Raw genomic sequence first — 12,144 nt, forward strand, 5'->3', positions numbered from 1 at the left:
CGTTCAGGTCTCCGTCGGAATATTGGATCGAATCGTCGTCGTCGCAGCAGCCCAGGCCTGGCCGAGCGCCAGACCGGCGTCGCCGCAGGACACCGCCTGCGGGCGGTGCACGCGCAGGCCGGCCGCCGTCAGCCGCGTGCTCAGGCGCTGGCTCAGCAGCCGGTTGAAGAAGCAGCCGCCGCCGAAGGCGACATCGTGCAGGCCGTCACGCTCAGCCGCCGTCAGCGTGGCCTCTGCCAGCGCATCCGCCAGCCCCGCATGGAACAGCGCCGCCCCGCGCCCGCAGGCCTCGGCATCCCGCCCGTCCACCGCCAGCAGCGCCTCGAACAGCGCCCACACCGCTGCGCCCAGATCACCGCTGAGCCCGCCACCGCGTGCACTGTCATCGCGTGCACCGTCACCCTCGCGAACGCGAGGGCCCACGCCCGCCACACCCTCCGGATGCCGCTCCAGCCACCCCGCCGCACACCGCTCCAGCGCCATCGCCGCCTCGGCCTCCTCGCGCTGGCGCACCGACAGCCCGAGCACGCCCGCCGCCGCGTCAAACCAGCGCCCCGCGCCGGTGCTGACCGGGCAGTTCAGCCCGCGCGCCAGCATCGTCCGCACGCCCTGCGCCGCTGCCGCGCCGACCCCCGGCGCCAGCCGCGGCCCGATCTCGTCGCTGCGCCCGAGCGCATGCAGCACCGCCGCGACCAGCCTCCACGGCTCCCGCGCCGCCACATCGCCGCCGGGCAGCGCCAGAGGCGGCAGATGCGCCAGCCGCTCGAAGCCGCCGTGCGCGTCCAGTCGCAGCAGCTCGCCGCCCCAGGCGGTGCCATCCGTGCCCAGCCCGACGCCGTCCAGCGCCAGGCCCAGCAGCGGTCCGTCCAGCCCGGCCTCGGCCTGCAGCACCGCCAGATGCGCCTGGTGATGCTGCACGCCGATGGCCGGCACGCCCAGCCGCTCGGCCCAGTGCAGCGCCAGCCGGGTGCTGTGGAAGTCGGGATGAAGATCGTGCGCGACCGCCTCGATCGGCCCGTCCGCCGCCGCGACCAGTGCCTGCACCGAGCGCTCCAGCGCGATGCAGGCCTCGGGCGTGCCCAGGTCGCCATGCAGGGCCGACAGCCGGAAGCGATCGCCCTCCAGCAGCCCGGCGCTGTTCTTCAGCCAGGCGCCGAAGGCCAGCACCCGGCGCGGCGCGGCGCGCGGCAGCGCCAGCACGGTCGGCGTGCTCATGCCACGTCCTGCAGCAGCCAGTCCAGCCAGGCGTCCATGCCGACGCCGGTCTTCGCCGACACCAGCAGCACCTCGATGTCCGGATTGACGCGCTGCGCGTAGGCGATGCACTGCGCGACATCGAAGTCCAGATGCGGCAGCAGGTCGACCTTGGTCAGCACCATCAGCCGCGCGGCGGCGAACATGTCGGGGTACTTGACCGGCTTGTCCTCGCCCTCGGTGACCGACAGGATGGCGATCTTGGCGCGCTCGCCCAGGTCCCACATCGCCGGGCAGACCAGGTTGCCGACGTTCTCGATCAGCAGCAGCGACGGGTCGACGGCGTGCGTGTGGTCGTGACCGTGGCCGTGTTCCGGCGTGTCGCCGTGATGGTGGTGGCCGTGCAGCGGCAGCCGCGCGAAGGCCTCGGCGATCATCGGCGCGTCGAGGTGGCAGCCCTTGCCGGTGTTGATCTGGATGGCCGGCGCGCCGGTGGCGCGGATGCGGTCGGCGTCGTTCGTGGTCTGCTGGTCGCCCTCGATGACCCCGACCGGCAGGCCCGGCGCGCGGACCTTGAGCGCCTCGATGGTGGCGCACAGCAGCGTGGTCTTGCCCGAGCCGGGGCTGGAGACCAGGTTGTAGGCGACGACGCCGTGGCCGGCGAAATGCGCGCGGTTGGCGTCGGCGATGCGCTGGTTGGCGCCGAGCACGTCGGCCTCGAGCCGGATCGCGCGCGCCTGGCTCATGCCCGGCACGCTCACCCGCGCCGGGCCCTGGCCGTAGTGCAGGTCGCCGTGGTCATGGGCAGGGCCGTGGTGATGATCATGGTGATGCGGGTGGGCATGAGGGTGGGCCGGGTCGCTGTCGTGACCGTGCTGGTGCACCGCGCCGGGGGTGCCGGTCGAGCAGCCGCAGATGACGCACATGGGGGAGTCCTTTCCGTGTTTCCTGTCGTTCGGTGGGATGTCAGTCGTCGTGGACCATCAGGTCGACGACGCGCAGTTCGGTGCCGCCGGTGGGCTGCAGGCGAAAGCCTCCGCACGACGGGCAGGCGTCGGCGCGCGAGCCGATCTCGACCGACTGGCCGCAGCCCAGGCACCAGGCGGTGCCGGGCGGCTCGTCGATGAGGATCTCGGCGCCCTCCAGGCAGGTTCCCGGCATGCTGGCCTCGAGCGCGAAGCGCAGCGCGCGCACCTCGACGCCGCTGAGCGCGCCGGCCTCCAGCCGCAGCAGGCTGACGCGGCGGAAGCGTTCACGCTCGGCCGCGTCCTCGACGAGCCGGACGATGCCGCCGGCGAGACTGAGTTCATGCATCGGCCATCACCTCCACATCGACACACGGGTCGAAGGCCAGCGCGAGCAGCCGCGCGGCTTCGCTGCGCGGGCCAGTATCCGGCAGCGCCGCCAGCGCCTGCGCCAGCGTGCCGCGCGGATGCGCATTCCATTCGGTGGGCGCCAGCACCTGCCAGGCGGCGACGCGCCGGCCGTCGGTCTCGAGCCGCACCCGGTGCAGCAGCAGGCCGCGCGCCATCTCGCACCAGGCCAGGCCGTCGCCGGGGCCGAGCGCGAGCGCGCCGCGCTGCAGCCGCCGTGCACCGTCCGGCCCGGCCAGCCGCACCAGCTCGACCAGACGCGCGCCGAGGCGGCTCCAGGCGCTGGCGCCAGCCTGCGCGGCCTGGGCCGGCGCATCGGCCTCGCGGCACCACGGGCCGGTGTCGGGCACGCCGTCCGGGGCTGCATCGCCCGGGCGGTGCGGCAGGCGGCAGAAGCCGGCGTCGGCGTCCATCGCGCGGGCCAGCGCGGCCCAGTCGGTCGTGCCCGGGCGCAGCGCTGCCGGGCCCGGCGTGGCGAGCGCGCGCGCCAGCGGCGCCAGCGCGGCTAGCGTGTGCACCGGCGAGCCGGGATCGAGCTCGCGGCGACCGGCCTGTTCCCGGGCCCAGCCCGCGACGGCCTCGTCCGGCGCGGCCTCGTGCCGGCGCAGCCAGTCGGCCGGGGACATGCCGAGCAGATGCTGCTGCAGCCAGGCCGGCAGCGCGGCCAGCCGCGCGATCGGATCGAGATCGTCGCGCCAGGGCGGGCTGGCACGCAGCCAGGCGGCGCCGGCGTCCGCGTTCGTCCCGAGCCGTCGCGGCAGCTCGTGCCCCAGTCGCAGCAGATGCTCGCGCGCGGTGCCCAGGCGCAGCGCCTGCGCGGCGACGGCTGCCTCGGCGGCGGACTCGTGCTGGCCGCGCGCGGCACGCAGCGCGGCGCGTGCGCAGTCGCGGTGCGCGTCGGCGCACAGCGAGAACAGCGCGCCCAGCAGCGTCGGCATCGTGTCGGCGTCGCGGCCCGATGCCAGCCGGGCGAGCCAGTCCGGCCGCCCGCCGCTGATCGCCGGACCGTCGCGGCGACCCGGGTGCAGGCGCAGGTGGCCGGCCAGGGCGCGGGTGTCGGTCATCGCATGCGCTCCCGGCCGGGGCCGCCCACGCCGGCAGGCCCGCCCACACCGTCATGCCCGCGCAGGCGGGCACCCACGACGGCCGCCGCGGCTGGCTCGCGTGGGTCCTCGCCTTCGCGAGGATGACGGGGGGGAGCGGGGGGCGGGGCGGTCTCGCGCCAGGACTGGCGCAGCAGCCGCATCACCTCGCGCGCGGTGGCCACCGCGGCCGGCTGATCCGCGAAGGCGAACATCGGCGAGAACAGCGAGGCCTGCTCCCAGGCACCCAGCATGAAGCCGGGGGCTTCGGAGCGGCCGGAGGCCTCGCCCGCCTCGTGCGCGCCGGTGAAGTCCAGCGCGTGCTCGCCGTAGCGGCGCACCACCGTGCGGCCGAGCGGCGCCAGGCCGGCCGCCTGCAGCGCCGCGGCATCGCGGCCGTCCACCGGTCGCAGCGGCAGGCGCAGCAGATTCATGAACCAGGGCGTGACCAGCACGCCGAGCATCGTCGGCGCCGCGTCCGGCGCGGTGCGCAGCGGATCCGGGCCGAAGCCGATCGCCTGCACCGACAGCGCCGGGTTCAGCACCGGCACGCCGCGCATGCGCGTGGTCGCGATGCGGCGGAACACCGCCTCGAGCCCGGCCAGACGCCGCTGCGGCGCGTCGTCGCTCATCGCGGGGCGTCCTCGGCGATGACCATGAACTGCTCGGCGTCGCCGTCGCATTCCGGGCAGCGCCAGTGCGCCGGCAGCGCGGTGAAGGGCGTGCCGGGCGGGATCTGCCACACCTCGTCGCCGACCGCCGGGTCGTAGACCCACCAGCAGATCTTGCACTCCAGGCGCGCGTTGGCCGGCAGACGCGCGGCATCGCCCAGATAGCTGCCCTCGAAGCGGGCGGGCGTGTTCGGGTCCGGATTCATGCCTGGCTCACCCACTGCAGCACCTCGGTCAGCCGCTCGGCCGAATCTTCCAGATCCTCGCGCGCCGCGCAGGCCACCTCGGGAATGCCGCAGACCTCGACCGAGTTCAGGATCACCGTGTCCTGCGAGTTGTAGTAGACGACCCGCCAGGTGTTGAGCGCGCGCGCATTGGTGATGCGGCAGTTGCCGTAGCCGCGCGACAGGATCACCACCCGGCCGGTGCCGAGCTGGTGGTCGAGCCAGGCGATGTCCTGCGGCGTGACCGGCAGCAGCGTCAGGTTGACCACCTCCGGCGGCTGGCCCTCGCGCCAGTGCTGGCGGTGCTCGGCCAGCTCGATCAGGATGGACGGCGCGTTGAGCACGCCCGGCGGCAGCGGCGCATCGGGTGCGGGCACCGGCACCGGGCGGGCATCCTCGCGCGCGGCACGGCGCAGCACCGCCGGCATCGCGCCGAGCTCGATCGTGTCCTGCACCGTGCCGTCCTCGCCGGTCTCGATCACCCGCCAGACGCCGGCGAAGACCGATTCCTGGATGCGCACCCGCGCGCCGGCCTCGAGCCGGTCGGGCTCGGCCAGCAGCTGGGCGCTGACCTCGCCCTCGCCGAGCACCTGGTTGACCAGCGCCAGGTCGACCGCCGTCAGGCCGTCGAGCCGCACCGGCTCGACCGTCTCGCCGGCCAGCAGCGCCTGCAGCCGCTCGAGCGCCTGCGTCAGCACGCCGACCGCGCCGGCGTGCCCGGCCAGTTCCTCCGGCTCGGGCAGCGCCGGCGCGCGGTAGGTGCTCATGCCCTGCGGCATGGTGATGTAGTCGAGCTGCTCCTCGTCGTCCTGGCTGCCGGGACCGAGGGCCACCACCGGGATTGGGAAGGGGCGGGCGGAAGAAGAGAAGGGGGTGTTCATCGGGGTCTCCGCAGATCGAGGCATCGGGATCGGTGGCGCGGCTCAGCGGCAGGACGGTGCATCGGCGCCGGCCGCCGCGATGCCGATCGGCGCGCGGGTCGGCGTGCGCGCGAGCATCTCGCCGACCTGCGCGACATAGTCGGTCCAGTCGTGCATGCCCGCCAGCGTCCCGAGGTAGCGGCCGTCGCGCAGGAAGATCAGCGCCGGCCAGCGCTGCGAGCCGTGCTGGCGCGCCAGCGCCTCCTCGTGCTCGCGCGCGGCCACGCCGATCGCGAAGCGGTCGCCGTGCGCGCGGCGCAGCTCGGGCAGCACCACCGCCACATCCAGCGCCTCAGGAAAGCGCACCGGGTCGCCGCCGAGCAGCAGCACCCGGTCGCCACCCTCGGCGGCCCAGGCCGCGCAGCTGTCGGGCGTGACGACGCGGGCGCCGAACTCGCGCACCAGGCGGGTGAACAGCGGGTGCAGGGCGGCGGCGGGATCGGTCATGCCGACGGCCGGGTCGATGACGGGAGAGTTCATCGTGGAAGTTCCGTGTTCGTGGAGGACAAGGGGGAAAGAGCGGGCGCGGGCACGGGGGCGCCGGTCAGCGCCGCCAGCGCGGCCGCGTCCATCGCCGAGGGCAGCGTGAAGGCGGCCGCCGCGTCGACGGGCAGCAGGCCGCGCATCGCGCCGGCGACCAGGTCGAGCGTGGCGTCGATCTCGGCGGCGCGCCGCGCGTCCAGCCGCTCCTGCACCCGGTCGAGAAAGACCAGCACCCACTCGCCGGGCGCGCAGGCGCCGACCAGCGCGGTGTCGACTGCACGCTCCTCGCCGCGGCCGGCCACCCGGACCCAGCCGGCCGGCAGCGTCTGGCCGGGCGCGGATTCGATCACCTGCATCGGCAGTCCGACGCACATGTCAGGCTCCTGCGGCGGCACGCGCCGCCGGTGGCATGAAGCGCTCGTCGCCGATGCGGCAGGCCAGCGCCGCATCCGGCCGGCCGGCCTCGTAGGCCTGCAGCGACAGCGTCGGCACGGTGACCGCCTCGTCGGCCTCCGGCGGCAGGTCGCGTGGCACCGGGCGGGCGCCCCAGGCCCGCAGCCGCTCCAGCGCCAGCGCCAGCGCGTCGTCGACCGCCAGGCGCACCTTCGGGCGCAGGCTGCCGCCGTAGTCCTCGAGCTCCTCGGGCTGGCAGCCGATCAGCAGCACCTCGGCCGGATAGTGGCCGGTGAGCTGCGCCAGCATCAGCACCTCCTGGAAGCCGGTCTGGTGCAGGCTCATCTTCTTGGCGCCGAGGAATTTCGGCACCTCCTCGTTCTCGACCTGGTGCAGCGTGCCGGGCGCCAGGCCGTAGTCGATCGCGTCGAGGATCAGCAGCCGCGCGGCGGCCTGCACATGCTGGATCAGGTACAGGCCCTGGGTGCCGCCGTCGATCAGCTGCACCTCCGGAAGGCCTTCGCCCTCGGCGAAGGACCACTGGCGCTGCAGGGCCTCGACGCAGCGCACGCCAAAGCCCTCGTCGGCCCACAGCACATTGCCGATGCCCAGCACCACGATCGGGCCGGTCGGCAGGGGCGGGGGTGTGTCACCCGGCGGGTGGCAGGTCGGTTCGGACGTGTCAGGTGTCATGGCGGACCTCGGCGGTCGGAAGGATTCGGGAAATTCAGGGAGTTCGGGGGGCGGGAGCGCGGGCGCTCAGTCGGCGGCCGGGCGCTGCACCGGCCGGTCGCGGCCTTCGCGCATGCGCTCGCGCAGTTCGCGCCAGTGGTGGTAGCTGTCCCAGCGCGCCTGCAGCTGCAGCCAGAAGCCGGCGTCCACGCCGAAGGCCAGCGCGCAGCGGATGGCGGTGTCGGCCGACATCGCGCGCTGGCCCAGCACCAGCTCGCTGACCCGCCGGCGCGAGATGCCCAGCAGCCGCGCCGCCGCGCTCTGGCTGATGCCCAGCGGCATCAGGCAGTGGCGGTTCAGGAAGCGGCCCGGGTGCTCGGGCCGGCGCAGCGGCACGCCGCGCGGCGCCAGCGGCAGGACGGGCGGACGCGGGGCGGCGCGCATCAGTCCTTGAAGGTGCGGTAGCCGGAAATCATCGTGCTGACGATGCTCTGGCGGCCCATGATGTCCTCGCGGATCGCGGCATAGACATGCAGCGTCACGAAGACGACCATGCCCCACATGCCCAGCCGGTGCCAGGTGTGCACGTCCTGCGACTGGCCCATCAGCGGGATCACCCAGCCGAACAGCCGGTCAGCCCAGGAGCCGGCGCCCAGGCCTTCGCCGTAGAGCGCGAAGCCGGTGCAGATCATGAAGATCGAGAACAGGAAGAAGCCGCAGAACATCGCCAGCCGCGCCATCGGGTTGTGGCCGACATACTGGTTGGGCTTCGGGACCAGGAACAGGTACCAGCCGATCATCCGGAACACTTCCTTCCAGTAGGCGGGCGTCAGCAGCGGCAGCGTGAACAGCTCGCGGGCATGGTGGTTGCCCACCAGCGCCCAGTACATGCGCCCGAGCAGGCCGATCGCGAACACATAGGCCGCGGCGAAATGCGCGAAGCGGATGTAGCCCATCAGGAAATGGTCGCTGGCCTCGCCGGGCATGGTCGGCAGCGGGCGGCCGATGAAGTAGCCGGTGACGGCCAGCACGGTGATCGCCAGCGCGTTGATCCAGTGCCAGACGCGCACCGGCGCCTCGTAGACATAGACCGACTGGATCGACTGGCCGTGCGCGACCGCGTCGGCATCGATGCCGGTGGCGTCGGCCAGCTTGTGGGCCGACGGGGTGCTTGTGCTCATGCGTGTCTCCTCCTCGTGATGCCGGCGCCGCAGGCGACGCCGGCAGGGTGGGCGGCGGTCAGCCGCGGGCCAGCAGCACCAGGCCGGTCAGACCGACCGCGCCGCCGAGCACCTGCCAGACGCGCGCCTGCAGATGGGCCATCGCCCGGCCCAGGCCGAGGCCGGCGGCGTGCAGCAGCGCGGTCGTCACGACGAAGCCGGCCGCGTAGCCGGCGAACAGGCCGCCGGCGGGCAGCTCGGCGCCGTGCGCCAGGCCGTGCATCAGCGCGGCCGCGGCGGTCAGCGCCAGGCCGGCGCCAACCGGCACCTGCCGCGCGAAGGCCAGCATCAGGCCGAACAGCAGCACGCTGGCAGCGATCGCGGTCTCGGTCAGCGGCAGCGCCAGGCCGGCCGCACCGGCCACCGCGCCGGCCAGCAGCGCGGCCAGGAAGGTCGCCGGGCCGGCCGCGCGCCGCCCGGCCGGCAGCGCCACCGCCGACCAGGTGCCCACCGCCACCATCGCCAGCAGGTGGTCGAGGCCGAGCGGATGCGCCAGGCCGGCGAACAGGCTGTCGGTGCCGTGGCCGGTATGGGCCTGCGCGGCGCCGGTGGCGGCCAGCGCCGCGATCGCGCCCAGGGTGCGCAGGGTCGTCGTCGTTTTCTTCGTCTTCGTCGTCATGGTCATCTCGATCTCCTCGGGGGACGGGTTGCCGCTGGGCTTCAGCGCACCTTGACGGTGGCCATTTCCTGGCCGTCCGGGCTCATGACATGGGTCGAGCAGGCCAGGCAGGGGTCGAAGGAATGCAGCGTGCGCAGGATCTCGACCGGCTGCTCCGGATTGACCATCGGCGTGTTCAGCAGCGAGGCCTCGAAGGCGCCGATCTGGCCCTTGTGGTCGCGCGGGCTGCCGTTCCAGGTGGTCGGCACCACGCACTGGTAGTTCTCGATCCGGCCGTCCTTGATGCGGATCCAGTGGCCGAGCATGCCGCGCGGCGCGGCCACGGTGCCCACGCCCTTGGCCTCCTTCGGCCAGGTGCTCGGGTCCCACTTCTCGACGTTGGCGGTGGCGGTGTCGCCGGCCTTGATGTTGGCGACGAGCTGACGGAAGTCGTCCATCATCATCTCGCCGCAGTACTGGCTCTCGAGCGCGCGCGCCAGCGTGCGGCCGATCGTGCTGGGCAGCAGCTGCTTCAGGCTCAGGCGGGTCTCGGGCAGGCCCAGCGCCTTGGGCAGGTCGCTGTTGATCATGCGCGCCGAGACATCCACCTGTTCCTTGACCCGCTGGCAATGCTTGTTGCCCTGGGTCGCATGCACATAGCCGAGGATGTAGCGCGACAGCGGGCCGACCTCGACCGCATGGCCGCGCCAGCGCGGCGACTTGATCCACGAGTACTTGGCCGATTCGTCGAGCTGCTCGATCCGGGTGCGGGTGCCCTTGAAGTTCGGGCCCTCGGGCTGGTAGTTGGGCTCGGTCACGCCGTCCCAGGGGTGCAGGCCCTGGGTCTCGTCGCCGTACTTGTACCAGCTGTGGGTCACGAACTCCTGCACCTGCTCCGGGTCGCGCGGATCGATCGGATGGATCTTGTCCCAGTTGCCGTCGAGGATCACGCCGCCGGGCAGCTGGTGGGTGCTGAAGTCGTAGGGCACCTTCTCGTAGGTGCCGTAGTCGGCGATGTTCTTCGCGCTCAGGCCGCCGCCATGCAGCCAGCCGGCCTGCTTGTAGATCGTGCCGATCGCCAGCACGTCCGGGATGTAGACGTTCTGGTTGAACTCGATCATCTCCTTGATGCGCGCCTCGACGAAGTTGAGCCGCTCCATCGTGATCGGCGCGCCGGAGGCGCCGTCGCCGTCGAGCTTGATCGCGCAGGGCACGCCGCCGACCAGGTAGTTCGGGTGCGGGTTCTTGCCGCCGAAGATGGTGTGGACCTTCACCCATTCCTTCTGCAGGTCCAGCGCCTCCAGATAGTGGGTGACGGCCATCAGGTTGGCCTCGGGCGGCAGCACATAGGCCTTCGAGCCCCAGTAGCCGTTCATGAAGGGGCCGAGCTGGCCGCTCTCGACGAACTTCTTCAGCCGGGTCTGGATGTCGCGGAAATAGCCCGGCGAGGACAGCGGATGCGAGGGCGAGACCAGCTGCTGCAGCTCGGAGGTCTTCTTCGGGTCGGCCTTCAGCGCGCTGACCACGTCCACCCAGTCCAGCGCGTGCAGGTGATAGAAGTGCACCGCATGGTCGTGCACCTGCAGCGTCTTGGCCATCATCTCGCGGATGAGGTGGGCGTTGAGCGGGATGCGGATGCCCAGCGCGTCCTCGACCGCACGCACGCTGGTCAGCGCGTGGCAGCCGGTGCACACGCCGCAGATGCGCTCGACGAAGGCCCAGGCGTCGCGCGGGTCGCGCCCCTTGAGGATCACCTCCAGGCCGCGCCACATCGTGCCGGTCGACACGGCGTTGCGGATGATGTTGTCCTGGTCCACATTCACCTCGCAGCGCATGTGGCCCTCGATGCGGGTGACGGGGTCGACGACGATGCGCCGGCCGGTGTTGTCGAGCTGGAAGCCCTGGGTCTCGATGACGCCCATGATGTGTTCTCTCTGTCCTGCGGTGTCCGGGGAGGGGCGGATGCGGCGCGTGCCGCGCTCAGTGGTCGGAGGTGGCGCTGTCGCGCGAGCTGGCGCGCTTGATCGCCGAGACGGCCGCATGCGCGGCCACCGCCGCGCCGACCACCACCGCCGTGCCGCCACCGATCTGGTCGGCGGTGCCCTCGATGCCGAACTGGTGAATGGTGGTCAGGCGGTCGTAGAACGAGCCCTTGTCCCAGAAGCCGTCCTCCGAGCAGCCGATGCAGCCGTGGCCGGCCTTGATCGGGAAGCTGGTGCCCTCGTTCCACTGCACGGTGGAGCAGGCGTTGTAGGTGGTCGGCCCCTTGCAGCCGACCTTGTAGAGGCAGTAGCCCTTCCTCGCGTACTCGTCGTCGAAGCTCTCGACGAACTGGCCGGCGTCGAAGTGCGGCCGGCGATAGCACTTGTCGTGGATGCGCTGGCTGTAGAACATCTTCGGCCGGCCCTGGCGGTCCAGCTCGGGGATGCGGTCGAAGGTCAGCATGTAGGTGATCACGCCGGTCATCACCTCGGCGATCGGCGGGCAGCCGGGCACCTTGATGATGGGCTTGTCGGTGATGACCTTGTGGATCGGCGTGGCCTGCGTCGGGTTGGGCTTGGCGGCCTGCACGCAGCCCCAGGACGCGCACGAGCCCCAGGCGATGATGGCCTTGGCGTCCTTGGCCACATGCTTGAGCTTCTCGATGAAGGGCTTGCCCGACTGGATGCAGAACATCCCGTCCTCGTTGAGCGGCGGATTGCCCTCGACGGCGAGGATGTACTGACCCTTGTACTTGGTCATGATCTCCTCGAGGATGGCCTCGGCCTGGTGGCCGGCGGCGGCCATCAGCGTGTCGTCGTAGTCCAGGCTGATCATCGACAGCACCACGTCCTTGGCCAGCGGGTGCGCGCTGCGGATGAACGATTCGCTGCAGCAGGTGCACTCCAGGCCGTGCAGCCACAGCACGGGCGTGCGCGGCTTGGTCTCCATCGCGTGCGCGATTCTCGGCACGAAGGCCGGGCCCAGGCCCAGCGAGGTCGCGGTCAGCGAGCAGTACTTCAGCAGGCTGCGGCGCGAGATGCCTTGGCGTCGCATCACCTCGTAGAAGGTTTCCATGGGGTGTCTCCTCGGGTTTCTGTCGCGGAGAACGTCACAAGTCGCGTGCCTGCCTCGGCTGGAGTCAGGGTAATCACTGATCCGTGTTGCAAGTCCTTGTCACGGCTTGGAAATTCGTCACGCCTTGACGCAGGTCAGGCCAGGTTCCTGACGGGGGTGGAAAGAGGGCTTGCAGCGAGGCATCCGGCCTGGAATCGATGCTTGCGGTGCGGCGCGAGCCGGCGTCAGCCCGATGGTGATACCCTGCAGACACCACT

General features: G+C 72.2%; 15 protein-coding genes. All 15 read right to left on the reverse strand.

What is annotated here, in order from left to right:
* Nucleotides 1–3: 3 nt before the first annotated feature.
* Nucleotides 4–1,215: a Kae1-like domain-containing protein gene (locus tag BW996_RS04345; protein ID WP_051631809.1), complete on the reverse strand. Its 1,212-nt coding sequence runs from the start codon at nucleotides 1,213–1,215 to the stop codon at nucleotides 4–6.
* Nucleotides 1,212–2,120: a hydrogenase nickel incorporation protein HypB gene (hypB, locus tag BW996_RS04350; RefSeq protein ID WP_037480705.1), complete on the reverse strand. Its 909-nt coding sequence runs from the start codon at nucleotides 2,118–2,120 to the stop codon at nucleotides 1,212–1,214. Before hypB ends, BW996_RS04345 begins: the two co-directional genes overlap by 4 nt.
* A 40-nt stretch (nucleotides 2,121–2,160) precedes the next feature.
* Nucleotides 2,161–2,508: a hydrogenase maturation nickel metallochaperone HypA/HybF gene (locus BW996_RS04355; RefSeq protein WP_037480702.1), complete on the reverse strand. Its 348-nt coding sequence runs from the start codon at nucleotides 2,506–2,508 to the stop codon at nucleotides 2,161–2,163.
* The gene (locus BW996_RS04360; RefSeq protein WP_037480696.1) at nucleotides 2,501–3,631 is read right to left on the reverse strand and encodes a hypothetical protein; all 1,131 of its coding nucleotides are present in this window, start codon (nucleotides 3,629–3,631) and stop codon (nucleotides 2,501–2,503) included. The genes BW996_RS04355 and BW996_RS04360 overlap by 8 nt, the downstream gene beginning before the upstream one ends.
* Complete coding sequence (hybE, locus tag BW996_RS04365) at nucleotides 3,628–4,281, reverse strand: [NiFe]-hydrogenase assembly chaperone HybE (protein ID WP_051631808.1); 654 nt, start codon at nucleotides 4,279–4,281, stop codon at nucleotides 3,628–3,630. Before hybE ends, BW996_RS04360 begins: the two co-directional genes overlap by 4 nt.
* A complete protein-coding gene (locus tag BW996_RS04370; protein ID WP_037480692.1) occupies nucleotides 4,278–4,526 on the reverse strand; it encodes a rubredoxin in 249 nt (82 codons plus the stop codon). The genes hybE and BW996_RS04370 overlap by 4 nt, the downstream gene beginning before the upstream one ends.
* Complete coding sequence (locus BW996_RS04375; RefSeq protein WP_037480689.1) at nucleotides 4,523–5,425, reverse strand: hydrogenase expression/formation protein; 903 nt, start codon at nucleotides 5,423–5,425, stop codon at nucleotides 4,523–4,525. The genes BW996_RS04370 and BW996_RS04375 overlap by 4 nt, the downstream gene beginning before the upstream one ends.
* Before the next feature lie 42 nt (nucleotides 5,426–5,467).
* Nucleotides 5,468–5,944: a thioredoxin domain-containing protein gene (locus BW996_RS04380; protein WP_037480685.1), complete on the reverse strand. Its 477-nt coding sequence runs from the start codon at nucleotides 5,942–5,944 to the stop codon at nucleotides 5,468–5,470.
* The gene (locus BW996_RS04385; RefSeq protein WP_037480682.1) at nucleotides 5,941–6,321 is read right to left on the reverse strand and encodes a HypC/HybG/HupF family hydrogenase formation chaperone; all 381 of its coding nucleotides are present in this window, start codon (nucleotides 6,319–6,321) and stop codon (nucleotides 5,941–5,943) included. Before BW996_RS04385 ends, BW996_RS04380 begins: the two co-directional genes overlap by 4 nt.
* A gap of 1 nt (nucleotide 6,322) precedes the next feature.
* The gene (locus tag BW996_RS04390; RefSeq protein WP_037480680.1) at nucleotides 6,323–7,033 is read right to left on the reverse strand and encodes a HyaD/HybD family hydrogenase maturation endopeptidase; all 711 of its coding nucleotides are present in this window, start codon (nucleotides 7,031–7,033) and stop codon (nucleotides 6,323–6,325) included.
* A gap of 66 nt (nucleotides 7,034–7,099) precedes the next feature.
* A complete protein-coding gene (locus tag BW996_RS04395) occupies nucleotides 7,100–7,456 on the reverse strand; it encodes a HigA family addiction module antitoxin (protein ID WP_081838055.1) in 357 nt (118 codons plus the stop codon).
* Nucleotides 7,456–8,193 carry a Ni/Fe-hydrogenase, b-type cytochrome subunit gene (gene cybH / locus BW996_RS04400; protein WP_037480679.1) on the reverse strand — a complete coding sequence of 246 codons (738 nt, stop codon included), beginning with the start codon at nucleotides 8,191–8,193 and terminating at the stop codon, nucleotides 7,456–7,458. Before cybH ends, BW996_RS04395 begins: the two co-directional genes overlap by 1 nt.
* A 58-nt stretch (nucleotides 8,194–8,251) precedes the next feature.
* Entirely contained in the window at nucleotides 8,252–8,857 is a 606-nt protein-coding gene (locus BW996_RS04405) for a HupE/UreJ family protein (RefSeq protein WP_310732034.1), read from the reverse strand.
* Nucleotides 8,858–8,892: 35 nt separating this feature from the next.
* Complete coding sequence (locus BW996_RS04410) at nucleotides 8,893–10,752, reverse strand: nickel-dependent hydrogenase large subunit (RefSeq protein ID WP_037480676.1); 1,860 nt, start codon at nucleotides 10,750–10,752, stop codon at nucleotides 8,893–8,895.
* Nucleotides 10,753–10,810: 58 nt separating this feature from the next.
* Nucleotides 10,811–11,887, reverse strand: coding sequence for a hydrogenase small subunit (locus tag BW996_RS04415; protein ID WP_037480673.1), 1,077 nt, complete (start codon nucleotides 11,885–11,887; stop codon nucleotides 10,811–10,813).
* Nucleotides 11,888–12,144: the final 257 nt, after the last annotated feature.

The organism is Sphaerotilus natans (assembly GCF_900156335.1).
GTDB classification, from domain to species: Bacteria; Pseudomonadota; Gammaproteobacteria; order Burkholderiales; family Burkholderiaceae_C; genus Sphaerotilus; species Sphaerotilus natans.